18 protein-coding genes are annotated in these 22,465 nt (G+C 72.7%); 11 read left to right on the top strand and 7 right to left on the bottom strand.

Annotated elements, in window-relative coordinates; all coding sequences use genetic code 11:
• Positions 1-216: 216 nt before the first annotated feature.
• Entirely contained in the window at positions 217-1,014 is a 798-nt protein-coding gene (locus ACGF3I_RS04440; RefSeq protein WP_393129123.1) for a spermidine synthase, read from the top strand.
• Here ACGF3I_RS04440 and ACGF3I_RS04435 read toward each other — a convergent pair.
• On the bottom strand, positions 970-2,271 hold the full coding sequence (locus ACGF3I_RS04435; protein ID WP_393129020.1) for an MFS transporter: 1,302 nt from the start codon (positions 2,269-2,271) through the stop codon (positions 970-972). The two genes, ACGF3I_RS04440 and ACGF3I_RS04435, sit on opposite strands and share 45 nt — an antisense overlap.
• Positions 2,272-2,328: 57 nt before the next feature.
• On the bottom strand, positions 2,329-3,396 hold the full coding sequence (locus ACGF3I_RS04430) for a hypothetical protein (protein ID WP_393129019.1): 1,068 nt from the start codon (positions 3,394-3,396) through the stop codon (positions 2,329-2,331).
• Between the two features lie 110 nt (positions 3,397-3,506).
• Here ACGF3I_RS04430 and ACGF3I_RS04425 point away from each other — a divergent pair, with 110 nt between their 5' ends.
• The 3 genes from ACGF3I_RS04425 (at position 3,507) to ACGF3I_RS04415 (ending at position 7,518) form a co-directional block, all read left to right on the top strand.
• Positions 3,507-3,944 (top strand): DUF4442 domain-containing protein, encoded by a 438-nt coding sequence (locus ACGF3I_RS04425; protein WP_393129122.1) that lies wholly within the window; start codon positions 3,507-3,509, stop codon positions 3,942-3,944.
• Between the two features lie 359 nt (positions 3,945-4,303).
• A complete protein-coding gene (locus ACGF3I_RS04420) occupies positions 4,304-6,784 on the top strand; it encodes a beta-glucosidase (RefSeq protein ID WP_393129018.1) in 2,481 nt (826 codons plus the stop codon).
• A 77-nt stretch (positions 6,785-6,861) separates the two neighbouring features.
• Positions 6,862-7,518 (top strand): DedA family protein, encoded by a 657-nt coding sequence (locus tag ACGF3I_RS04415; RefSeq protein ID WP_393129017.1) that lies wholly within the window; start codon positions 6,862-6,864, stop codon positions 7,516-7,518.
• 27 nt (positions 7,519-7,545) lie between these two features.
• Here ACGF3I_RS04415 and ACGF3I_RS04410 read toward each other — a convergent pair whose 3' ends face one another.
• Entirely contained in the window at positions 7,546-7,995 is a 450-nt protein-coding gene (locus ACGF3I_RS04410; RefSeq protein WP_393129016.1) for an SRPBCC family protein, read from the bottom strand.
• 126 nt (positions 7,996-8,121) lie between these two features.
• Here ACGF3I_RS04410 and ACGF3I_RS04405 point away from each other — a divergent pair, with 126 nt between their 5' ends.
• Entirely contained in the window at positions 8,122-8,652 is a 531-nt protein-coding gene (locus ACGF3I_RS04405) for a gamma carbonic anhydrase family protein (RefSeq protein WP_393129015.1), read from the top strand.
• A gap of 160 nt (positions 8,653-8,812) precedes the next feature.
• Complete coding sequence (locus tag ACGF3I_RS04400) at positions 8,813-9,556, top strand: acyltransferase (RefSeq protein WP_393129014.1); 744 nt, start codon at positions 8,813-8,815, stop codon at positions 9,554-9,556.
• A gap of 93 nt (positions 9,557-9,649) precedes the next feature.
• Here the strand turns inward: ACGF3I_RS04400 and ACGF3I_RS04395 are convergent, their stop codons facing one another.
• A complete protein-coding gene (locus ACGF3I_RS04395; protein WP_393129013.1) occupies positions 9,650-10,516 on the bottom strand; it encodes an EamA family transporter in 867 nt (288 codons plus the stop codon).
• Positions 10,517-10,646: 130 nt separating this feature from the next.
• Between ACGF3I_RS04395 and ACGF3I_RS04390 the strand changes: the two genes are divergently transcribed.
• From ACGF3I_RS04390 to fxsT, 5 genes are all read left to right on the top strand, one after another.
• The gene (locus ACGF3I_RS04390) at positions 10,647-11,219 is read left to right on the top strand and encodes a helix-turn-helix domain-containing protein (RefSeq protein WP_393129012.1); all 573 of its coding nucleotides are present in this window, start codon (positions 10,647-10,649) and stop codon (positions 11,217-11,219) included.
• A 544-nt stretch (positions 11,220-11,763) separates the two neighbouring features.
• Positions 11,764-11,955 carry a hypothetical protein gene (locus tag ACGF3I_RS04385; RefSeq protein WP_393129011.1) on the top strand — a complete coding sequence of 64 codons (192 nt, stop codon included), beginning with the start codon at positions 11,764-11,766 and terminating at the stop codon, positions 11,953-11,955.
• Positions 11,956-11,975: 20 nt separating this feature from the next.
• A complete protein-coding gene (locus tag ACGF3I_RS04380) occupies positions 11,976-14,402 on the top strand; it encodes an FxsB family cyclophane-forming radical SAM/SPASM peptide maturase (RefSeq protein ID WP_393129010.1) in 2,427 nt (808 codons plus the stop codon).
• Between the two features lie 190 nt (positions 14,403-14,592).
• Positions 14,593-15,939, top strand: coding sequence for a TIR-like protein FxsC (locus ACGF3I_RS04375; protein ID WP_393129009.1), 1,347 nt, complete (start codon positions 14,593-14,595; stop codon positions 15,937-15,939).
• On the top strand, positions 15,932-19,906 hold the full coding sequence (gene fxsT / locus ACGF3I_RS04370) for an FxSxx-COOH system tetratricopeptide repeat protein (RefSeq protein ID WP_393129008.1): 3,975 nt from the start codon (positions 15,932-15,934) through the stop codon (positions 19,904-19,906). The genes ACGF3I_RS04375 and fxsT overlap by 8 nt, the downstream gene beginning before the upstream one ends.
• Positions 19,907-19,953: 47 nt before the next feature.
• Here the strand turns inward: fxsT and ACGF3I_RS04365 are convergent, their stop codons facing one another.
• The 3 genes from ACGF3I_RS04365 to ACGF3I_RS04355 all read right to left on the bottom strand — a co-directional run bounded on the left by ACGF3I_RS04365 (position 19,954) and on the right by ACGF3I_RS04355 (position 22,443).
• A complete protein-coding gene (locus ACGF3I_RS04365) occupies positions 19,954-20,817 on the bottom strand; it encodes an alpha/beta fold hydrolase (RefSeq protein WP_393129007.1) in 864 nt (287 codons plus the stop codon).
• Between the two features lie 101 nt (positions 20,818-20,918).
• Positions 20,919-21,329, bottom strand: a complete 411-nt coding sequence (locus tag ACGF3I_RS04360; protein WP_393129006.1) for a CoA-binding protein — start codon at positions 21,327-21,329, stop codon at positions 20,919-20,921.
• Between the two features lie 199 nt (positions 21,330-21,528).
• Entirely contained in the window at positions 21,529-22,443 is a 915-nt protein-coding gene (locus ACGF3I_RS04355) for a squalene/phytoene synthase family protein (protein ID WP_393129005.1), read from the bottom strand.
• Positions 22,444-22,465: the final 22 nt, after the last annotated feature.

The raw sequence follows: 22,465 nt of genomic DNA, 5'->3' as shown, positions 1-22,465 counted from the left end.
GCGCCCGCCCGCGGGGGGGCCCCCCCCCCCCCCCCCCCCCGGGCGGGCCCCCCCCCCCCCCCCCCCCCCCCCGCGCGCCCCCCCCCCCCCCCCCCCGCCCCCGGTGGCCGTTGCCCGGCGTCCGGCCGCCGGGCGCACAATGGGGACGTGAACGACGACCCGCGCGACGAGCCGATACCCGTCATCAGGGAGGTCGACTGGGGCACCGCGCGCCTGATGCCCGACGTCGACCGCGAGCGCGCCTGGCTGCTGACCGTGGACGGCGCCCCCCAGTCGTACGTGGACCTGGACGACCCCACCTACATCGAGTTCGAGTACGCCCGCCGCCTCGCCCACGTCGTGGACTGCGTGGCCGCCGAGGGCGCCCCTCTGGACGTCCTGCACCTGGGCGGCGGCGCGCTCACCCTGCCCCGCTACGTCGCCGCCACCCGCCCGGGCTCGCGCCAGGACGTCGTGGACGCCGACCGCGCGCTCATCCAACTCGTCCGCGAACACCTGCCGTTGCCGCTCGGCGCCGGGATCACCCTGCACGCGGGGGACGCCAGGGCATGGACCGAGCAGGCGCCCGCCGCTTCGGCGGACCTGCTGGTCGCGGACGTCTTCGGCGGCTCGCGAGTGCCCGCCCACCTCACCTCGATCGAGTACGCGCGGGCCGCCGAGAAGGTCCTCAAGCCGGCCGGCGTCTACGCGGCCAACCTGGCGGACGGCGCGCCCTTCGCCTTTCTCCGCTCCCAACTGGCCACGTTCCAGGCGGTGTTCACCGAGGTCGCACTGATCGCCGAGCCGTCCGTGCTGCGCGGGAGGCGCTTCGGCAACGCGGTGCTCCTCGCCTCGCGGCGGCCCCTGGACGTCGCGGGGCTCGCCCGGCGCACCGCGGGGGACGCGTTTCCCGCCCGGGTCGAGCACGGCGACGCGCTGCGCCGCTTCATCAAGAACGCCGCGCCCGTCGACGACGCGTCGGCGCTGCCCTCACCCGAGCCGCCCGACGGCGCCTTCGGCATCGGCACCGGCTGAGGCCTGCGGCCCGATGGCCGCGGACGCCGCGGAGTGCCGGGTCAGACGGCGTACGTCGGGCACGCACAGCACGGCCGCGGTAAGCAGCACGATCAGGGCCGAGCAGCCCCACAGGGCAGGGGTGCGGCCCACCGCGTCCTGGGCCGGCCCGGCGAGCGCGGTCGCCACCGGCACCATGGCGATCGAGCCCAGCCAGTCGTAGGCGGAGACCCGGGAGAGCTTCTCCTCCGGGATCTCCTGGTGGAGCGCGGTCATCCAGGACACCCCGAAGACCTCGATCGAGACGCCGGTCAGGAGCATCACCGCGGCGAGCGCCCCCAGCGGCAGCGGCACCGCGAGCGCGGCCGACGGCAGGGCGAGCGGGAAGACGCAGAGGCTGCCCGCGAGCAGCAGCCGACGCGGTTTCCAGCGCATCATCAGGAGGGCCCCGGCGAAGGTGCCGACGCCGAACGCGGCGAGCGCAAGACCCCAGGGCCCCGCCCCGCCGAGCGAGTCGCGGGCCACCAGCGGCCCGTACACCGCCTCGGCCGCGGCGACCACCGCATTGACCACCGCGAACTGCACCACGATCGACCAGAGCCACGGCCGGCTGACGAACTCCCGCCAGCCGTCGCGGAGTTGGGAAAGCAGGCCGCCCTCCGGCTCGCGCTCCGGGAGGTGGCCGACGTCGAGGAAGGCCCGCAGCGCGCCCGCGACGGCGAAGGCCGCGGCGTCGATCGCGAGCACCCAGCCCGGTCCGAACGCGGCGATCAGCGCCCCGCCGAGCGCGGCCCCGCCGATGCCGGCGCCGTGCATCGCCATCCGGTAGAACGCGAAGGCGCGCCCCGCCTCGGCGCCGCTCACGCTGGACATCAGCATGCCTTCGGAGGCCGGGCCGAAGAACGCCTGGCCCACTCCGCCGAGCGCGGTGAGCGCCATCATCTGCCAGAGCCGGGGCTCACCGGCCAGGACGAGCAGCGCGAAGGCGCCCTGGGAAAGGAAGTTGAGCGCGTTGGCGGCGACCATCACCCGGTGCCGCGGCAGCCGGTCGGCCAGCGCGCCGCCGACCAGCAGGAAGAGCACCAGCGGCACGGTGCGGGCCGCCGCGACCAGGCCCACGTCGCCCGCGCTGCCGCCGGAGCTCAGTACGGCGAACGCCGCCGCGATCAGTGCGCCCTGGCTGCCCAGGTTCGTCACGACGGCGGCGGCGGTCAGGAGGCTGTAGTTGCGGCCCGCCCAGGAGGGGCGGCGCGGCAGGGCGGGAGCGGTGGACGTCACCCGGGGACTATCCCCGTTGCGGCCCTCCCGCGCCAATCGCTTTACCGTGCGCCGGCCTCAGCCGGTGGCGGGCACCAGCCGGATGGTGCTGAGGATCTTCTGGATGGTGTCGTCGGACACCGCGTCCGGCACACCCGTGTTGGCGATCAGGCTCCAGGCGGCGAGGTCGCCCTTGGGGGTCTTGAAGCCGAACAGGACGGCCTGGCCCTCGGTGGTGCACTTGTCGGTCTTCTTCACGCCGGTCGTCTTGGCGCGGACCACGCTGCCCTGCAGTCCGGACTTGGTCGTGTAGGGGACCGGCTTCTCGGAGGTGATGTGATCCTTGTCCGGCTGGGTGTAGGCGAAGTACAGCCAGTCGTCGGCCTGCTCGGCGGCCTCGTCGGTCGACTTCGCGCCGTTGGCGCCCTTGGTGCCGACGGTGACGAGCGGTGTCTTCTGGTCGCGGGCGCCGGGGGTCTGCACGACGCACCACGAGGACTTGTAGTAGGCGGGGGCGGACATCGTCATGCCGCCGAAGCCGTTCTTGTCCGCCTTGTCGGACCAGCCCACGCTCATGGTGGGGCTGTCGACCTCCCAGTCCGGCGGCACGTCGAAGGCCTCGCCCTTGGCGGGGTTCACGACGACCTTCCAGCCGGCGATGACCGGCTTGACCTCGGTGCCGGCGCCGCGCGGGTTGGGCGCGGGGGAGGAGGGCGCGGCCGAGTCCGAGGCCGGCGCCGAGGGGGACTTGGTGCCCTTGCCGTCGGCCTGGTCGCTGCCCTTGCCGTCGTCCTTGAGGACCACGAAGCCGGTCACGGCCGCGGCCACGACCACGGCGGTCGCGGCCACGATGGCGATGACCGTGGTCTTCTTCCGGTCATTGTTCTGCGGCGGCTGCGGCGCCCCGGGCGGGCTGCCCACCGGGTACTGCGGCACCGTCGGCTGCTGGTACGGGTTGGGCGTCTGGTAACCCTGCGGCGCGTACCCGGGCTGGGCCGGCTGCTGCTGCGGCTGCGCCGGCTGCTGATAGGGCTGCGTCGGCTGCTGATACGGATTCGGCTGCTGGTACCCCGGCTGCTGGTACGGGTTCTGATTCGGATCCTGCGGGTTCTGCTCGCCCCCGGGCGGCTGCTGTCCTGGCCACATGGCCAGTAACCATAGAGGGGCACCCCCGCCCCGGCTACGGCCGCCCCCGGCGGGGGATGGCCAAGGCTGACTACTCATGGGTAACATCGAGCCCCATGAGCGCTGATCAGATGTCCGTGGGCGAGATGCTCGCCGCGACCGTTCCCATGGCCCGCACCCTCAACCTGGAGTTCCTGGAGACCACGCCCGAGCGCGCGGTGCTGCGGCTGCCGGACCAGGCGGACTACCACAACCACGTGGGCGGACCGCACGCCGGCGCGATGTTCACGCTCGCGGAGTCGGCCAGCGGCGCCATCGTGATCGCCGCGTTCGGCGACCAGATGCACCGGGCCGTGCCGCTCGCCGTCAAGGCGGAGATCGGCTACAAGAAGCTCGCCATGGGCGACGTCACCGCGACCGCGACCCTGGGCCGCCCGATCGCCGACGTCGTGGCCGACCTGGACGAGGGCCGGCGCCCCGAGTTCCCCGTGCACATCGAGATCCAGCGCGCGGACGGCGCGGTGACCGGCGAGATGACCGTCGTCTGGACCCTGCGCCCCCACTCCTGACCCCCGAGTTTCCGCCCCCGCCCAGCGGCTCCGGACGTTACGGACCCGGCTGCCGGCGGCCCCGCGCGACCCGAAGGCGTCCCGGCTCTGCCGGGGCGCCTTCCGTCGTTCCCGGGGCCGCGAGCGGACGGCCTTTCTTGACTCTTCCGCCGGACGGTCCTACCTTTCCCGGCGCCTCGTGGCGCCTGACGGCCCGTCAACTCCATCGTGGCGCATAGTGCGTTCACAGGTCGAACGCCGGCCGCCGCCCGTCGTGCCGCGGTCCACCGCGTCGTGCCCGCACACGAGGGCCCGCCACACGAGGGCTCGCAGACAAAGGCCCGCACACAAAGGCCCGCACCACAGAGGAGTGACGGTCCATGTCCGACACCGTTTCCCGAAGGTCAGCGCTGCGTCTGCTCGGCGGCGCCGTCGTGGTCGCGGCGGCCGCGGCCGGCACGCTCGCCCGACCCGCCCGGGCGGCCGGCACCCCGCCCGGGTCGCGCACGGTGGAGGCGCTGCTCGGCCGGCTCACCCTGGACGAGAAGATCGGCCTGCTGCACGGCGCTGACGACCCGAAGAGCCTCGGACAGGCCGGCTACGTCCCCGGCGTGCCCCGGCTCGGCATCCCCCCGCTCCGCCTCGCCGACGGCCCCGCGGGCGTCCGCGTCACCGCGCACGCGACCGCGCTGCCCGCCCCGGTGCTGCTCGCCTCGGCCTTCGACCCCGCCCTCGCCCGCGAATACGGCGAGGTCATCGGGCGCGAGGGCCGTGCGCTCGGCCAGGACGTCCTGCTGTCGCCCATGGTCAACCTCATCAGGACCCCGTACGGCGGGCGCAACTTCGAGACGCTCTCCGAGGATCCGCTGCTCGGCGCCGACCTCGTCGCCGAGCAGATCCGCGGCATCCAGGGCCAGGGGCTCATCGCCACCGTGAAGCACTTCGCCCTGAACAACCAGGAGAAGGACCGCATGTCCATCGACGTGCGGATCGGCGAGCAGCCCCTGCGCGAACTCGAACTCCGCTGCTTCGAAGCGGCCGTCGCCGCCGGGGTAGGCGCGGTGATGGGCGCGTACAACAAGGTCAACGGCACCTACGCCTGCGAGAACGAGCCACTGCTCGGCGACGTCCTGCGGGGCGACTGGGGCTTCGGCGGCTGGGTGATGTCCGACTGGTTCGCCGCCCACAGCACCGCCCCCGCCCTCGGCGCCGGACTCGACATGGAGATGCCCGGCGGCGACCACTACGCCGACGCGCTCAAGGCGGCCGTGCTCGACGGCAGCGTCCCCGAGGCGTGGGTGGACCGCAGCGTGCGCCGCGTCCTGTCCGTCATGGAGCGCTTCGCCCTGCTCGGCGAGAAGCCGCCGGCCCGCCCGGCACGCGACGCGCGCCGCGGTGCCCGCACCGCCCTGAAGGTCGCCAAGGCGGGCGCCACCCTGCTGCACAACCGGCACGCGACCCTGCCCCTCACCGGCGGGGCCGCCCGCCGCATCGCGGTGATCGGGCCCACCGGAAGCATCCCCTTCGTCAGCGGCGGCGGCAGCGCCCATGTCGTGCCCGACCACGCGCAGAGCCCGCTCGACGCCCTGCGGGCCCGCGCGGGGGACCGCGCCCAGGTGACCTACGCACTCGGCGAGGACCTCTTCGGCAAGCCGCTCCCCGCCACGTCGCCGGGCGCCGACTTCGAGGGCCGGCAGGTCGAGCCCGGCGCCACCTGGACCTACGACGGCACGCTCACCGTGGCCGACCCCGACGAGTGGACCTTCTGCATCCACTACTCGGGCGACCGGCCCAAGGTGCTCCTGGATGGCACCGAACTCTTCCCGCCCGCCCCGGGACTCGGCGAACTCTTCGCCGGCGGCCTGGTCGCCACCGCTCCCGACGGGCTCACGGTCCGCCGCGCCACCCGGAACCTCACCCCGGGCCCGCACCGGCTCGCCGTCACCGCCAAGGGCCGCGACCAGGGCCAGCTCTTCAGACTGCGCCGCAGCACCGGAGCGACCCGCGCCGCCGACGTCGCCGAAGCCGTGACCGCGGCCCGCGCCGCCGGGAGCGTCGTGCTGTTCGCCTACGAGGACGCGACCGAGGGCGCCGACCGTACGAGCCTGGCCCTGCCGGGCCACCAGAACGGGCTGATCGACGCCGTCACCGCCGCCAACCCCCGCACCACCGTGGTGCTCAACACCTCGTCCTGCACCACCATGCCGTGGCTCGACCGGGTCGGCGCCGTGCTGCAGATGTACTACCCGGGCCAGGCGGGCGCCGAGGCCACCGCCGCCGTCCTGTTCGGGGACTGCGACCCGGGAGGCCGGCTCACCCAGACCTTCCCCGCCGCCGAGGACCGCCACCCGATGGCCGGCGACCCGCGCCGCTACCCCGGCGTGGACGGCACCGAGGAGTACTCCGAGGGCATCCGGCTCGGCTACCGCTGGTACGACGCCGAGGACGTGACCCCCCTCTTCCCGTTCGGGCACGGCCTCTCGTACACCACCTTCGCCTACACGCGGCTGAGCGTGCGCACCGCGGACGAGGGGCTCGACGTCCGCTTCACCGTGCGCAACAGCGGCCCGCGCACCGGCATCACGGTCGCCCAGGTCTATCTCGGCCCCTCGCCCGACCTCCGCCTCGACCAGGCCCGCCGCGTCCTGGCCGGCTACCGCAGACTGCGCCTGGAGCCCGGACATGAGGAGCAGGTGGCGGTGTGGATCCCGGCCCGCGCCCTGTCCTCGTGGGACCCGGTGCGGCACCGCTGGGTGCTCGGCACCGGACGGCGCGAGGTGAGTGTGGGCGTCTCGGCGGGCGAGCCGCGACTGACGGGCCATGGCCTGGTCCGGTCGCACGCGGAGGGCGGCCGGACCTGAACGGGTAGGCTTCCCGGGGTGCGCCAGGGGGGCGCATGCCGGGCTCCTCGCCCGGGGCTAGCGGGAGGAACGCGGCGTTGCACATCCAGGAGTGGCTGGAGAACATCCCCGCCGTCAGTGTCTATCTTCTGGTGGCGCTGGTCATCGGGGTCGAAAGCCTCGGGATCCCGCTGCCCGGCGAGATCGTCCTGGTCAGTTCGGCGCTGCTCGCCTCCCAGCAGGGCCACATCAACCCGGTCGTGCTCGGCGCGTGCGCCACCGCCGGGGCCGTGATCGGCGACTCCATCGGCTACGCCATCGGCCGCAAGGGCGGCAGGCCCCTGCTCGCCTGGCTCGGCGGGAAGTTCCCCAAGCACTTCAGTGAAGGCCATGTCGCCATGGCCGAGCGGTCCTTCCAGAAGTGGGGCATGTGGGCCGTCTTCTTCGGCCGCTTCATCGCGCTGCTCCGCATCTTCGCGGGGCCGCTCGCGGGTGTCCTGCACATGCCGTACTGGAAGTTCCTCATCGCCAACATCCTCGGCGGCATCTGCTGGGCGGGTGGTACGACCGCCGTCATCTACTACCTGGGCATCGTCGCCGAGTCCTGGCTGAAGAACTTCTCCTACCTGGGTCTGGTCGCCGCGCTGCTCATCGGCGTCGCCTCGATGCTGGTCGTCAAGAACCGGGCGAAGAAGTCGATGGCCGAGGCAGAGGCGGCCGACGCCGAGCGGGAGAACGTGCCGGCCGCCGACTGACGGCCGGCGCCCCCGTCCGGCGGGCCGTCACGCGGCCCGGTCCCGCAGCAGCACCGTCATCGCCCGCCCGAACAACACGCGGCCCGCCCACGCGGTCAGCGGGTCGAGGGCGCGGGGCACTCCCCATACGCGCAGGTCCTCACGCCAGACCAGCGACGCCCCCGGGCCCGTGCCCGAGGTGCCCACCTCGATCTCGGCCCAGCCCGTGACGACCCGGCCCCGCTTCTCCAGGCGGCACACACCCGGGGCGCCGGACGCGGGCGGCTGCCAGCGGGTGATCTCCATCCGGTCGTCGAAGCCCAGCGGGCCGAGCCCCGTACGCGCCACGAAGACCGTGCCGGCGCCGTTGGGCGGCGGGGTGAGCACGGTGATCCGGGTCAGCGGGACGCCGTCCCCGTGCCGTTCCCAGTCGGTGAGCCGCCGCCACGCCTCGGCGGGGGCGAGGGCCGTGCGGCGGTCGATCCGGAAGAGTGCCATGGCGTGAAGCGTGCCATGGCGTGTCCGCGGGCGGGCCCCGGCCGCGCTGGCCCGGACCCGGTCGCTTAGCGTGACACCCGGCGCGATGGATCCGAACCCTCAGGGAATCCGTACAAGGAGTGGCGCATGGCAGAGCAGGCGTTGGTCAGGGCAGTGGGCGGCAAGACGCCCGAGATCGCACCGACCGCGTTCACCGCACCCACCTCGGTGGTCCTCGGCGAGGTGACCTTGGGCGCCGGAGCGAGCGTCTGGTACCACGCGGTGCTGCGGGCCGACTGCGGTCCGATCGTCATCGGCGCCGAGAGCAACATCCAGGACAACTGCACCGTGCACGTCGACCCCGGCTGCCCGGTGACCGTCGGCGAGCGCGTCACCGTCGGCCACAACGCGGTGCTGCACGGCTGCACCGTCGAGGACGACGTCCTGATCGGCATGGGCGCCACGGTCCTCAACGGCGCCCGGATCGGCGCCGGTTCGCTGATCGCGGCCCACGCCCTCGTGCCGCAGGGCATGGTCGTGCCGCCCGGCTCCCTGGTCGCGGGCGTCCCGGCCAAGGTCCGGCGCGAGCTGAGCGACGAGGAGCGCGAGGGCATCAAGGTCAACGCCCTGATGTACCTGGGCCTGGCCGATGACCACCGCAAGGCTCACGAGGCCTGAGCCCGGGACCGCGGCCGGTCCCGGGGCCGCCCACATGTGCCCGGCCCCGGAGCCGCCCACGTGCCCGGCCCCGGGCCGGCCTGTGCGGCCGCCCCGTGCTGAGCGGAAGATCACAGGCGTCGGCGCTGATCGGCAGGGCGGCGATGAGTACCGTGAGCGGGTGCCCAAGAACAGAAACACGTTCTCATCGCTGACCGCCTGGCGGCGCACCCTCGCCTCCCGCGCGGTCCACGGCGGCTGGGCCCTGCTCAAGGAGGCCGGCGCGGTCACCGCCGAACGTCCGGGGCGCCTCCGCTTCCGCCGGATCGGGGCCGGGACGCGGCTCGCCTTCCCGCAGGGAACCGTCTTCGGCGAGCCCTGGATCGAACTGGGCGACCACTGCATCATCGGCGAACAGGTCACCCTGACCGCCGGAATGATGCCCGGGCTCGACCTCGGGGCCGACCCGATCCTGACCCTGGGCAACGGCGTCGTGCTCGGCCGGGGCAGCCATGTCATCGCCGACACCACGGTGACCATCGGCTCGGACACGTACTGCGGCCCGTACGTGTACATCACCTCTACCAACCACAGCTACGACGACCCGCACCAGCCGGTCGGCAAGCAGTGGCCGCGCATGGAGCCGGTGGAGATCGGCCCGGGCTGCTGGCTCGGCACCGGGGCCGTGGTGCTGCCCGGCGCCCGGCTCGGTCGCAACGTGGTGGTGGCCGCGGGCGCGGTGGTCAGGGGCGAGGTGCCCGACCACGCGGTGGTGGCCGGCGCGCCCGCGCGGATCGTACGGACCTGGGACGAGGAGCAGGGCTGGCAGCCTCCGCTGCGCACGCCCGCCCCGGTGCCCATCCCGGAGGGCGTGACCCCCGAACAGCTCGTCGCCATCGCGGAGTTGGCGCCCGAGGAGGCGTGACCGCCCGGCGCCGTTGAAGCCCCGGCCGCCCGCCCGCGCAGGTCCCGCCCAGCCGCACCGTCCCGCCCCGCCCGGCGCCTCCCGGGCCGCCCCTCAGCCCGTCGCGAGCAGGACGGTGCCGACCAGGGCGAGCCCCGCGCCCGCCGCCTGCACCGCGCGCAGCCGCTCCTTGAGGAATCCGCGCGCGGCCATCGCCGTGACCACCGGGTAGAGCGAGGCGAGTACGGCCGCGATGGTGACCGGGCCGTACTGGGCGGCGATCGAGTACGTCCCGTTGGCGGCCACATCGGCGAGGCCGACGAAGGCGAGCGCGGGCAGCGCCGCCCGCACCGCGCCGAGACCGCCCTCCTCGGGCAGGGCCCGCGCGCCGCGCCGCACCGAGATCGCCAGAGCCGCGCCGCCGACGGCCACATTGGTCACGCGCTGCACGAACAGCGCCAGGAACAGACCGGTCACCGTGGTGGAGGCCTCGGAGATCAGGGCCATCACGGCGCCGAACCCGAAGGCGGCGAGCAGGGTCAGGAGCAGGGCCTGGCGCCGCACCGCCGCGCCCCGGAACTCCGGGCCGCCGGCGAGCAGGATGCCGGCCACGGCCACCGCGATCCCGGCGAACTGGAGCAGCCCGGGCCGCTCGCCGAGGACGAGTCCCACGCCCACCGGCACCGCGACGCCGAGCGAGCCGAGCGGCGAGACCACGCCCATCGGACCGAGCGCGAGGGCCTTGTAGAAGCTGAGCATGGCGACCGGGCCCACCGCGCCGGCCGCCACCGCGAACCACAGCTGCGGCCCCGCCTCGCCCAGGCCGCCGGTGGCGAGCACGAGGGCGCCGAGGACCACGACGGCGACCGTCTGTGAGGCGACCACGACCGTCAACGCGGGCATGCGCCGGGTCAGCAGCCCGCCGCCGAAGTCGGCGAGACCCCACAGGAGGCTGGTGGCCAGGGCGAACAGTGCTGTCATGGGGGGCCTCGCAGTACAGTGCGGTGACGCGGAGGTTCAGTGGGGTGCACCGCACGATAGTGCACTGTATTGAACCCTGTCATCATAAATATTGGACGGCCTCCCCGGAGGCCCACCACCTGGACGGAATGTGTCGGACCTCGAACTGCTGACCCAGTCACTGGCCCGCAACGTCAAGCGCTGGCGCACCGAACGCGGCTTCACCCTCGAAGCGCTCGCGACCCGCGCCGGAGTCAGCCGCGGCATGCTCATCCAGATCGAGCAGGCCAGGACGAACCCGAGCGTGGGCACCGTGGTGAAGATCGGTGACGCGCTCGGCGTGAGCATCACGACGCTGCTCGACTACGAGAGCGGGCCCACGGTGCGCATCGTCCCGCCCGACCAGGCCGTCCGGCTCTGGTCCACCGAGCGGGGGAGCTACAGCACGCTGCTCGCCGGCACCGAGGCGCCCGGCCCGCTGGAGATGTGGCACTGGCACCTGATGCCCGGCGACGGCAGCACCTCCGATCCGCACCCCGTCGGCACCGTCGAGCTGCTGCACGTCACCGAAGGCACCCTCACCCTGGGGGTGGACGGCATGGACCACGAGGTACCGGCGGGCCATTCGGCGTCGTTCGAGGCCAACGCCCCGCACACGTACCGCAACGCGGGATCCGAGCCGGTCACGCTGACCATGGCCATCTCGGTTCCGTTCGAGCGCTGAGACGCCCCGGTCCCCCCGCTGAGACGCCAACCGCCTTGCCCGGCAGGCCTGTTAGCGTTGCGCCGTACGCGTGTGCGTGTACGGGGGGACGTGACGGTGCGGCGGGGGCGGGCGGGTGCCGCGCGTCCGTATGTGAGCCGGTGTGTGCCCCCGGTCGCGCGGCGTGATCGGTTCCGCATTGCGTTCTGGACGATTTTGGCTTTCTCTCTGGCATCCGGGGCCAAGTCGGGTGGAGGCTGTTTTTATGGGCACTTCCGCGGGGTCGGAAGTGACGACAACAGAGTTCATCTCGGACGAAACCACTCGTGAGGGTGGTTTCGGCGCTGACGCCGAACCTGGGCACGGGCCATGGCCGTTGTGGTGTCCCGGGGAGGCGGCGGCGGTCGGACCAGTCGCTCGTGGCGCATGAGCGCACATGGGCACGGCGTGCGGCCGAATCGCGCATGATCGACAAGCCCATGCCCTGTTCTACGAGCCGTGTTCCGCGCAGAGATCCAGGAAGACCCTGGTGCGTGGACGGCGCTACGATCCGAAAGGCGCTCACGTGGACGCTCTCGTCTCGGCGGCCGTACGGCCCGGCCCCGCCCCCCTCCGGCCGGCCGGCAGGCGGCTACCGCTGCTCCAGCGGGCCGCGGCGCAGAGCGCCGGGCGGGCCCCGGCCCAGCTGGTCCGGGTGATGGCGGCGTACGGGAGCCCCGGCGTCCCCGGCGCGTCCGCCTTCCAGTCGGCGCTCTGACGGGCGGAACGACGCACCCCATGGACCGGCCGAATCCGCTCGCCCTCTCGCAGTTCGTGCTGAAGATGCACAGCCGCTGCGACCTGGCGTGCGACCACTGTTACGTGTACGAGCACGCGGACACGAGCTGGCGGGGCAGGCCGCGGGCCGTGTCGCCGGAGATCCTCGCCCAGGTGGCGAACCGTATCGCCGAGCACGCCCGAGCCCACCAACTGCCCACCGTGCACGTGGTGTTGCACGGCGGCGAGCCCCTGCTGGCCGGCCGCGACCGGCTGCGCCGCGCCGCCGAGGAACTCCAGCGGGCCCTGCACGGTGTCAGCGCCCTCGATCTGCGCATGCACACCAACGGGGTGCTGCTCGACGAGGAGTTCTGCGAACTCTTCCTCGAACTCGGCATCAAGGTCGGGGTGTCGCTCGACGGCGACAAGGTCGCCAACGACCGCCACCGCCGCTACGCCGACGGCCGCAGCAGCCACGCCAAGGTCATCCGCGCGGTCGACCTCCTCAACCGCCCGCGCTACCGGCGCCTGTTCGCCGGCCTGCTGTGCACCATCGACATCGAGAACGACCCGGTCGCCGTGTACGACGCCCTGGTCGAACTCACACCGCCCCGCATCGACTTCCTGCTCCCGCACGCCACCTGGGACACCCCGCCGCCCCGCCCGGCCGGCGCCACCACCCCCTACGCCGACTGGCTCGACGCGATCTACCGCCGCTGGGACGCGGCGGGCCGCCCCGTGCCGGTGCGCATCTTCGACTCCGTCCTGCGCACCCTGCGCGGCGGGAGCAGCCTCACCGAATCGCTCGGCCTCGCGCCCGCCGACCTCGTCGTGATCGAGACCGACGGCACCTTCGAGCAGGCCGACAGCCTCAAGACGTCGTACGACGGCGCCCCGGCCACCGGCATGGACGTCTTCACGCACTCCCTCGACGACGTCCTGGAACACCCCGGCATGCTCGCCCGCCAGCAGGGCGTCGAAGAGCTCTGCGATCAGTGCCGCGGCTGCCCCGTCGTGCAGTCCTGCGGGGGCGGCCTCTACGCGCACCGCTACCGCACGGGCGCCGGGTTCGCCAACCCGTCCGTGTTCTGTCCCGACCTGCTGGCCCTGGTCACCACCATCAAGGACCGGGAGGCGGCCGTGCCCGCACCGACCCCGACGCGCCCCGAACTCCCCATGCCGCAGGCCGACTTCGACGCCCTGGCCGCCGGCTTCGGCGGGGCGGACACGGTCGGGCGCCTCGCCGAAGCCCAGCTCGACCTCAACCAGGACCTGCTGGCCGCCGTCAGCGAGCAGCGCATCGCGCTCTCGGACCGTGAAGGCACCGCCGCCTGGGAGCTGCTGACCCGGCTCGACGCCGAGGTCCCCGACGCCCTGGCCGGCGTCCTCGGCCACCCCTACACCCGGACGTGGGCGCTCGGCGTCCTCGAAGGCCGGACGGCGCCGGCGGGCGGCCTCGCCGAGATCGCCGCGGCCACCGCGCTGCGCGCCCGGCTCGACCTCACCGTCACGGTGCCGCTGCGCGGGGGCACCCTGCGGCTGCCCGGGCTCGGCAGCGTACGCCTCGACGCCCCGGCCACCCACGCGGACGTCACCCCGGGCACCGACGGGTTCACCGTGCGGGCCGGAACGCGCCGGCTCGACATCGGCTGGCAGGAGGGCGTGGATGGACTGACCCCGCACTGGCACCCCGTCCGCGTCTTCGCGGGTGACGGTCTCGGCGTGGCCATCGAGGACACCGACCCGCTGCGCGACTGCCACTCCTGGCCCGTTTCCGCGCGGCTCGCGGCCGACGAGGCCAAACTCTGGTCCGAGGACCTCACGGGGGCCTGGGCCCTGATCCGGCGCGAACTCCCGGCCTACGCCGACGGCGTGGCCGCGGGGCTGCGGACCATCACGCCCCTGCACGCGCCGGACGGCAGCGACGTCAGCGCCGCGTGCAAGGACGCGTGGGGCGCGATCGGGGTGGCACGGCCCGGTACGCCCGACCGGCTGGCCCTGCTGATGGTGCACGAGTTCCAGCACGTCAAGCTCGCCGCGGTCCTCGACGTGGTCGACCTGTACGACACGGCCGACCGCGGCCGCTACTACGCCCCCTGGCGCGAGGATCCGCGCCCGATCGGCGGGCTCCTCCAGGGAACGTACGCCCACATCGCGGTGACCGACTTCTGGCGGGTGCGCCGCGAGACGGCGCCGCTGGCCGCCGAACGGGACGTGGCAGAGGCGGAGTTCGCCCGCTGGCGCCGCCAGACCTCGGAGGCCGTCGAGGTGCTGCTCGGCTCCGGATCCCTCACCGACCTGGGCCGGGGCTTCGTGACGACGATGGGCGGGACGGTGTCGGCCTGGCAGGGCGAGACCGTCTCCCGGGCGGCGCTCACCGCCGCGGAGGACTCCGCACGGCGCCACCGGGCGGCCTGGCTGGCCAGGAACGGAGGCGCGACTCCCTGAATTCTTCGGTGAATCGAGCGCATTTCGCCCCTGGTTGATTGATCCACTCATCGGACGCCGCATGATTTCGGTCATGATCTGATCGGAACTCCATGGGTGGATCTCCCACTGGGTTTGTTCGTTCTGTTCCGCCGGAGAATCCTCCGTTCCTACACTGAGGTCCCATCCACTTGGACCGGGGGAGACAGTGGTGCAGGGATCAGTGGGGGCCCAGGGGGACGGGCAGAAGCCATATTTCTTCCTCAGCTACGCGCACACGCCGAAGAGCGACCCCAAGGACAAGGACCCCAACCTGTGGGTACAGCGGTTCTTCCGGGATCTCTGCGCCCATGTGATGCAGCTGACGCCCCTCCCGGCCGGCAGCGCCGGCTTCATGGACCAGCAGATGCAACCCGGCGAGGGCTGGCAGGAACGGCTCTCGGAGGCGCTGGCCTTCTGCAAGGTGTTCGTACCGCTGTATTCACCACGCTATTTCCTCAGCGAACAGTGCGGACGCGAGTGGTTCGCCTTCTCCAGCAGAGCCGCCGCGCAGAACACCCGTACCAGCAGCAACAACAGTTACCCCGTCACCGGAATTGTGCCCGCGCTGTGGGTGCCCGTGCCGACGAGACAGCTGCCCCAGCCCGCGGAACGGCTCCAGTTCAACCACGCCACGTTCGGCGACGAATACGCCGACGAGGGCTTCTACGGGCTCATCAAACTCAACTACCTGCGGGACCAGTACGAGCGCGCCGTCTACCGGCTCGCCAAACGCATCGTGAACGTGGCCCAGCAGACGCAGCTGGAGCCCGGCGATCCGCACCAGGACTACGCCAAGGTGCCGCCCGCGTTCGGTCCGGCCGGCGGGCCGGCCCGGGAAATGGAGGTCTCCGTCCTGGCCTGCTCGCGCTCCAGCCTCCCCGCCGGCCGCAGCCCGGACTACTACGGGACCGAGGCCCTCGACTGGAACCCGTACCATCCGGCGTCCACCAGACCGCTCGCCGACCACGCCGTGGACGTCGTGCGCAACCTCAACTACACCGTCCACCTCAGCGACTTCGAGGCCGAGCCCCAGCGGCTCCTCGCCTCGGGCCCGCCCGGGCCCGGCCTGCTGCTCCTGGACCGCTGGGCCCTGGACGCCCGGCGCCGCGGCGAACTCCTCGACCAGCTCTGCACCACCGGGCGGCCCTGGATCAGCGTCATGGTCCCCGGCAATGTGGACGACCCCCAACACGCCACGCACGGCGAGGAGTTGGCCCAGCGGACCGACTCCGCACTCGCCGCCCGCACCGACGAGAGCGACGGACACCGCACACCGAGCGCCGGACTGCCCACACTGGAAGCCTTCAGCAAGGCGATCCCGGGGGCCGTGAAGGCGGCGGTCAGACACTACGAGGCCAATGCGCCGACCTATCCACCGCCCGGAAGCGGTGGGCCGATGCCCCGGGTGCTTCCGGGCGGCATCGGCTACGGCGCAGGTGGCCCCAGCGGCCGCGGTCAGAGCACGGACCAGGACAAGAACAACGGTGATAAGGCGGAGGGCTCATCAGATGACTGAGAACCGCAACGGGACCGTCGTCACGTTCTACTCGTACAAGGGCGGCACCGGACGGACCATGGCGCTGGCCAACTGCGCGTGGATCCTGGCCGCCAACGGATACCGGGTGCTCGCGGTCGACTGGGACCTGGAGGCACCGGGCCTGCACCGGTTCTTCCACCCCTTCCTCGACCTCGCCGACCTGGAGGCGACGCCGGGTCTGATCAACCTGATCACCGACTACCAGGACGAGGCCCGCCGCCCCGCCAACCGCGACCCCGAATGGCACCGCGACTACGCCCGGGTCCGCCCGCACGCCACCTCCCTCAACTGGAACTTCCCCCAGGGCGGCAGCCTCGACTTCCTCTCGGCGGGACGGCGCAACCGCGACTACCCCTCCATCGTCAGCAAGATGGACTGGGACGACTTCCACGAGCGGTTCGGCGGCGGCCAGTTCTTCGACGCCATGCGCGACGACATGCAGCGCCACTACGACTACACCCTGATCGACAGCCGCACCGGCCTCAGCGACATCGCCGACATCTGCACCGTCCAGATGCCCGAAGTCCTCGTCGTCTGCTTCACGTTGAGCGACCAGAGCATCGACGGCGCCTCGGCCGTGGCCCGCGACATCGAGGAGCGCTACCACGAGCGGCGCATCCGCATCCTGCCCGTCCCGATGCGCATCGACGACGGCGAGAAGGAGAAGGCGGACGCCGGCCGCGCCCTGGCCCGTGAGAGCTTCCCCGGCTTCCCCAGCGGGCTGAGCCCCGAGGAACTCGGCAACTACTGGGGCACGGTCGAGGTGCCGTACCGGCCCTTCTACGCGTACGAGGAGATCCTGGCCACCTTCGGGGACGCGCCCAACGTCGGCAGCTCCATGCTCAGCGCCTGCGAACGGCTCACCTCGGTGCTCACCGGCGGCCTGGTCAACTCGCTGCCGCCCATCGACGAGGCCGACCGCCTCACCCATGTCGCCGCCTACACCCGGCGCCGCCCCATGCCGCCGTCCAACCTGGTCCTCACCCATGTCGCCGAGGACCAGATGTGGGCGGACTGGCTGGTGCACGTACTCACCACCGCCGGGTTCCACGTCATGCCGGTCGACGTCCGCGCGCCCCAAACACCGGGCCGGGAAGCCGAGTTCACCTCGGGAGCCGGTTACCGCGTCATCCCGGTCGTCTCGCAGGCCTACCTCAACTCCGAGCGGGCCAGGAGCTTCTGGGAGACCGGGGGAGGGCTCGACGCCTCCGGGGCACGGCGCCACATCCTGCCCGTGCGCGTCGGCGACGTGCGCCTGAGCCCGCCGCTGAGCAGCCGCGGCGTCATCGACCTGGTGCGCCTGGACGAGAGCGACGCCGCGGCGGCCGTGGTCAGCGCGCTCGACCGGGCCGAGGCGGTCACCGCGCTGGCCTCCGCGCCCGCCGGACCGCGCTATCCGGGCAGCGTGCCCAAGATCTGGAACGTACGCCCGCGGCACGCCTGGTTCACCGGCCGCACCTCCGTCCTGGAGAAGCTGCGCGACCAGCTGCGCGGCGACAGCCGCTCGGCCCAGCGCTTCCCGCAGGTCCTGTACGGACTCGGCGGCGTCGGCAAGACGCAGGTGGCGCGCGAGTACGCGCACCGCTTCCGGGCCGACTACGACCTCGTGTGGTGGATCGAGGCCGAGCAGCCCGACCGGGTGGTGTCCTCGCTCGCCGAACTGGCCGCCGAAATGGACCTGAGGGCCGGTGACGTGGTCGCCGAGGCCGCCGCGGCCGCCCTCCAGGCCCTGCGGCGCGGTGCGCCCTACTCCCGCTGGCTGCTGATCTTCGACAACGTGGAGGACCTCGACCGGGCCCTGAAGCTGCTGCCCGAAGAGGTCGAGCCCATCTCCGGCGAGACCTACGGCCACATACTCGCGACCTGCCGCAACAAACCCGCCTCCACCGCGGTGGAAGCCATCGAGGTCGAGGTCTTCACCCGGTCCGAGAGCGTCGAGCACCTGTGCCGGCGCGTGACGAAGATGCCGGCCACCGACGCCGACCGGGTGGCCGACGCGGTCGGCGACCTGCCGCTGGCCGTCGAGGTCGCCGCCGCCTGGCTCGCCGAGACCGCGACGCCCGTGGACGCGTACGTGGAACAGCTCAGGGAGCAGAGCACCAAGGTCCTCTCGCTCGGCAAGCCCGAGGACTACTCCGAGCAGATCGGCGCCACCTGGAACATCTCGATCAGCCGGCTGCGCGACGAGTCCAAGGCGGCCGTCCGGCTGCTCGAACTCTGCTCGTTCTTCTCCGCCGAGCCGATCTCGATGCGCCTCATCGGCAGTGACTCCATGTTCGAGTCGCTGCTTCCCTACGACCCCGACCTGCGCGAACGCTACATGCTGGGCAAGGTCATCCAGACCCTGAACCGTTTCGCACTGGCCAAGGTCGACCCGGCGGACAGCAGCATCCAGGTGCACCGGCTCGTCCAGGCGGCCGTGCGGGCCGGGCTCAGCGACGAGGAGGTGGACACCGCCAAGCACGAGGTGCACCGCATCCTCGCCGAGGCCCGCCCGGTCGAGGGCGTCGACCGCGACAACCCGGTCAACGACCCCAAGAGCTGGCCCAGTTTCGAGCTGATCTGGCCGCACCTGAGCGCCTCCGGCATCGCCGACTGCGACGAGGAGAAGGTCCGCCAGCTCATGGTCGACCGCATCCGCTATCTGCTCAAGCGCGGCGAGCTGGAGAGCGCGCGGGTGCTGGGCACCCAGCTCAACAAGGTCTGGACGCGCGAGCTCGGCGAGAACGACCTCCAGACCCTCAACATCCGCTTCGAGCTGGCCAACGCGCTGCGCGCCCAGGGCAAGTACGTGGAGGCCCGGGCGATGGACGAGGACACCCTCGCCCGTCAGATCAGCGTCCTGCACAAGGACCACCCCAACGACGACCACCCCAGCATCCTCATCACCACCGGCAGCCTCGCCGCCGACCTGCGCGCGCTCGGCCGGTTCGACGAGGCCCTCACCCGGGACCTGCGGATCTACCACGGCCTGCGCCAGATCTTCGGCGAGAACCACCCCCGCACCCTCATCGCCGCCAACAACCTCGCGATCGACTACCGGCTCAGCGGCGACAGCGAGGCGGCCCGAAGGCTCGACGAGGAGACCGTCGAGCGGCGCAGCGCCTTACTCGGCGACGACCACCCCTTCACCCTCACCACCAAGGGCCACCTCGGGCGCGACCTGCGGGAGAGCGGCGACTACACCGCCTCCGTGCAGCTGCTGCGCGAGGTGGTCGCCGCGTTCGAGCGGGTCCTCAACGCGGACGTGCCCGAGGCGCTGCGCACCGCCAAGAGCCTCGCCGTGTCCCTGCGCAAGGCGGGGCATCCGCACGAGGCGAAGCGACTGACCGAGGAAACGTACAACCGCTATCGCGGCCGCTACGGGACCAAGGCGCCGGACGCGCTCGCCTGCTGCCTCAACCTGGCCGCCGACTTCTCGGCGACCGGCGACAAGCAGGCCGCGCTCGACCTGGCCCTCCAGGCCCTGGAGGGCTACCAGGGCACCCTGGGCGAGGAGCACCCCTTCACCCTGGCCTGCCGCAACAACCTCTACATCTACCAGCGGGGCCTGGGCGCGGCCGAGGAGGCGGCGCGCGGCGGTGAGGACGTGCGGGCCGCGCTGGAGGAAGTCCTGGGCGCACGGCATCCGTTCACCCTGTGCGCGGCGATCAACCTCGCCAACGCGTACGGCGACCTGGGCCGGCCGGACCTGGCCGAACGGTGGGAACGCACCGCCCTCAAGGGCCTGTTGGAGCGGTTCGGCCCGACCCACCCGGATGTGCTCGCCTGCCGCTCCAACCTGGCGATCACCCTGCGGGCGGCGGGCCGCGAGGAGGAGGCCCAGCGGTTGCGGGCCTCCATCCTGGAGCCGGCCGCCAAGCAACTGGGCGTGGACCACCCCGTGGCCGAGGCGGCCCGCTCCTGGCGCCGCATCAACCGCGACCTGGAGCCGCAGCCGGTGTGACGCGCGGGGGCCCGGAGCCGGCCGGCCCCGGGCCCCCCTTCACTTCCTCACCACGTGGCCCAGCTCAGCACCCGGGTGAGCACCCGCAGCGCACCGAAGTGGGCCGCGCCCCGCTCGACGATCAACTGGGCGCCCGGGATCCGCTCGGCCAGCCAGCGGGTGTGCTGGACGGGCGCGAACACGTCCTGCTCGCCGTGCCACAGCAGCACCGGGGCGGTGATGTCCTCCAGCCGGAAGTCCCAGTCGGTACTGAACGCCATCACGTCGTCCACCCAGCCGTCGGCCGAACTGCGCAGCGCCTCCTCGAAGTTGCGCTCCAGCATCACCCGGATGCCGGCGTCCGCGACGATGCCGCGGTCCGGTTTGGGCAGCCCGTGGCGCATGTCATCGACCGAACGGCGCGGATCGGAGCGGATGGTGATCGACCGCATGGTCAGCGCGGTCGTCAACTGCCCTTTTCCAGCAGCCGCGTTGATGTACTCCCGCACATTGGACTCGGTCATCCCCTCGAACCAGTCGAGCCCCTGCGCGTCACGCGGCGCGAGCCCCACCAGGGCCGCGGCCCGCGCCGTACGGTCCGGGAGCAGCGCCGCACAGGCCAGGGCGTGCGGGGCGCCGCCGGACCGGCCGACGACGGCGAACTCGTCGATGTCCAGCGCGTCGGCGATGGCCGCCACGTCCGCCGCGGCATGGGCGACGCTGCGTCCCGGCAGCCGGTCGGAGTCGCCGTACCCCGGCCGGTCGAACGTGATCAGGCGGACGCCGAGGCGGTAGAGCACCGCACTGCGCGGAGCCGGACCGAGCCGGCTCCCCGGGGTGCCGTGCAGCAGGAACACCGGTCTGCCCCGCGGGTTCCCAAAGTTTTCGACCGCTAAGTCCCGCCCGTCCCTGGTACGAATCAGCTCCCCCAACTGGTGCCTCCCCGTAGGTCTGGTAGGCGACAGTATGAGCGTGTGCGATTCAGTGGTACATACCCGCACTCGCCCAATGCGCGCGGGGGGCCGGTCCGGCCTCAGCCCAGCCGGGGGATCTCGATGGCCGGGCACCGGTCCATGACCATGTCGAGCCCGGCGGCCCGGGTGCGCTCGTACGCCTGCTCGTCGACGACCCCGAGCTGGAACCAGACGGCCCTGGCCCCGATGGCGACGGCCTGATCGGCCACGTCCCCGGCGAGCTCACTGTTGACGAACACGTCGACCACGTCGACGGGGAACGGAATGGCGTCAAGCGAGGCGTACCCCCGCTCCCCGTGCACGGTCTCCGCCTTGGGATGCACGGGCACGACCCGCTTCCCGAACCCCTGCAACACCCGGGCCACCCCATAGGCGGCCCGCCCCCGATTCCCGGAGAGCCCGACCACGGCCCAGGTGTCGCCGGTCTGGGTGAGGATCCTGCGGATGGTGTCGCCCTGGGCGGGGTGCATGGGGGCTCCTGGGGATGTGGTCGTCACTCTGCCCCCATACAACGCGCCGGGACAGCGTCCCCATTCCACGGGCCGCGCTTACCCGGGGCCCGGGCGACCGTCCTGCTGCAACTCGGGGCCCTCGGCGGGCTGCTCACGCCGCGTGCCGCCGGGACGGTTCCCCTGCGCGGGAAGAGCCGGTCGAGGCCTCTTCAGCAGCTCAGCCTCGGCGCGCCCGCCCCGCCGCCCTGCGCTCCCGCACCAGCACCCTGACCACCCCCGGCAGCGACGGGCGGGCCGAGGCCTTGAGGAGGGCGGGGCCCTTGTGGTGGGCCGCCGCGATCGTCAGGCCGTCCAGGGCCAGGAGGGCGCGGACCAGCGGGCGGCCCTCGGGGGTGGCCAGGGTGGTGACCGGGCGGCTCGCGTTCAGGGTTTCGCGGGTTTGGGTCAAGACCGCGGTGATCAGTTGCCGGGTGCCGGGCAAGTCGCGGGCCTGTTCCAGGTCCTCGCGGGTGACCCCGAAGCGGTCGAGGGTCTCACGCGGAATCGTGAGGCGGCCGTCCGCCAGGTCCTCCGCCAGGTCGTTCACGAAGTCGAGGCGCTGCCCCGCGTCGATGTAGGTGCGGCACGCCGCCCTGAAGGCCGTCGCGTCGCCCTCGGGCGCGAGCAGGCAGGCGACCAGCATAAACGCGGGGAGCGAGTACGCGTCGAGGTAGGCCTGGTAGTCGGACTCCGTGGCGAAGCCCGCGAAGTCCAGGTCCGCGCGGGCGGTGCTCAGATACTCCTCGACATGGGTGCGCAGACGCGGGTGGGCGGCGACGGTGTGCAACAACGGGCGGATCACCGGGTGGGTGCTTTCGCCGTCGGCGAGGGCCTTGCGCACCTGCCGCTCCCAGTCCGCGTAGACAGCGGCCCGGCCCTCGACCGGGCCGCTGTCCAGGAGGTTGTCGCTGTGGTGCATGAACGCCGTCGTGGCGATGACGTGCGGGAAGAGCGGTGCGGGAAGGAGGAGTCGGGCCGCCAGGTAGGCGCTGCGCTTGAAGCGGGCGGCCAGTTCGCGCTGGCGCGTGTAGTCGTCACGCAGCTCTGCCTCGCGGATGCCCGCGGCGTCGAGTGCCTTGCTCCACGCGCTCATCGATGATCTCTCCTGGGGTACG

Source organism: Streptomyces sp. NPDC048111 (assembly GCF_043202815.1).
GTDB lineage: Bacteria > Actinomycetota > Actinomycetes > Streptomycetales > Streptomycetaceae > Streptomyces.
Note: the sequence above shows the minus strand (reverse complement) of the source record. Positions and strands in the feature narration are given on the sequence as shown.

What these genes read in the sequence shown, in the direction of transcription:
- ACGF3I_RS04440 (WP_393129123.1), top strand. Translation starts at nt 217, where the DNA reads ATGCCCGACGTCGACCGCGAGCGCGCCTGGCTGCTGACCGTGGACGGC.
- ACGF3I_RS04430 (WP_393129019.1), bottom strand. Translation starts at nt 3,396, where the DNA reads ATGTGGCCAGGACAGCAGCCGCCCGGGGGCGAGCAGAACCCGCAGGAT.
- ACGF3I_RS04425 (WP_393129122.1), top strand. Translation starts at nt 3,507, where the DNA reads ATGTCCGTGGGCGAGATGCTCGCCGCGACCGTTCCCATGGCCCGCACC.
- ACGF3I_RS04420 (WP_393129018.1), top strand. Translation starts at nt 4,304, where the DNA reads ATGTCCGACACCGTTTCCCGAAGGTCAGCGCTGCGTCTGCTCGGCGGC.
- ACGF3I_RS04410 (WP_393129016.1), bottom strand. Translation starts at nt 7,995, where the DNA reads ATGGCACTCTTCCGGATCGACCGCCGCACGGCCCTCGCCCCCGCCGAG.
- ACGF3I_RS04405 (WP_393129015.1), top strand. Translation starts at nt 8,122, where the DNA reads ATGGCAGAGCAGGCGTTGGTCAGGGCAGTGGGCGGCAAGACGCCCGAG.
- ACGF3I_RS04395 (WP_393129013.1), bottom strand. Translation starts at nt 10,516, where the DNA reads ATGACAGCACTGTTCGCCCTGGCCACCAGCCTCCTGTGGGGTCTCGCC.
- ACGF3I_RS04380 (WP_393129010.1), top strand. Translation starts at nt 11,976, where the DNA reads ATGGACCGGCCGAATCCGCTCGCCCTCTCGCAGTTCGTGCTGAAGATG.
- fxsT (WP_393129008.1), top strand. Translation starts at nt 15,932, where the DNA reads ATGACTGAGAACCGCAACGGGACCGTCGTCACGTTCTACTCGTACAAG.
- ACGF3I_RS04360 (WP_393129006.1), bottom strand. Translation starts at nt 21,329, where the DNA reads ATGCACCCCGCCCAGGGCGACACCATCCGCAGGATCCTCACCCAGACC.
- ACGF3I_RS04355 (WP_393129005.1), bottom strand. Translation starts at nt 22,443, where the DNA reads ATGAGCGCGTGGAGCAAGGCACTCGACGCCGCGGGCATCCGCGAGGCA.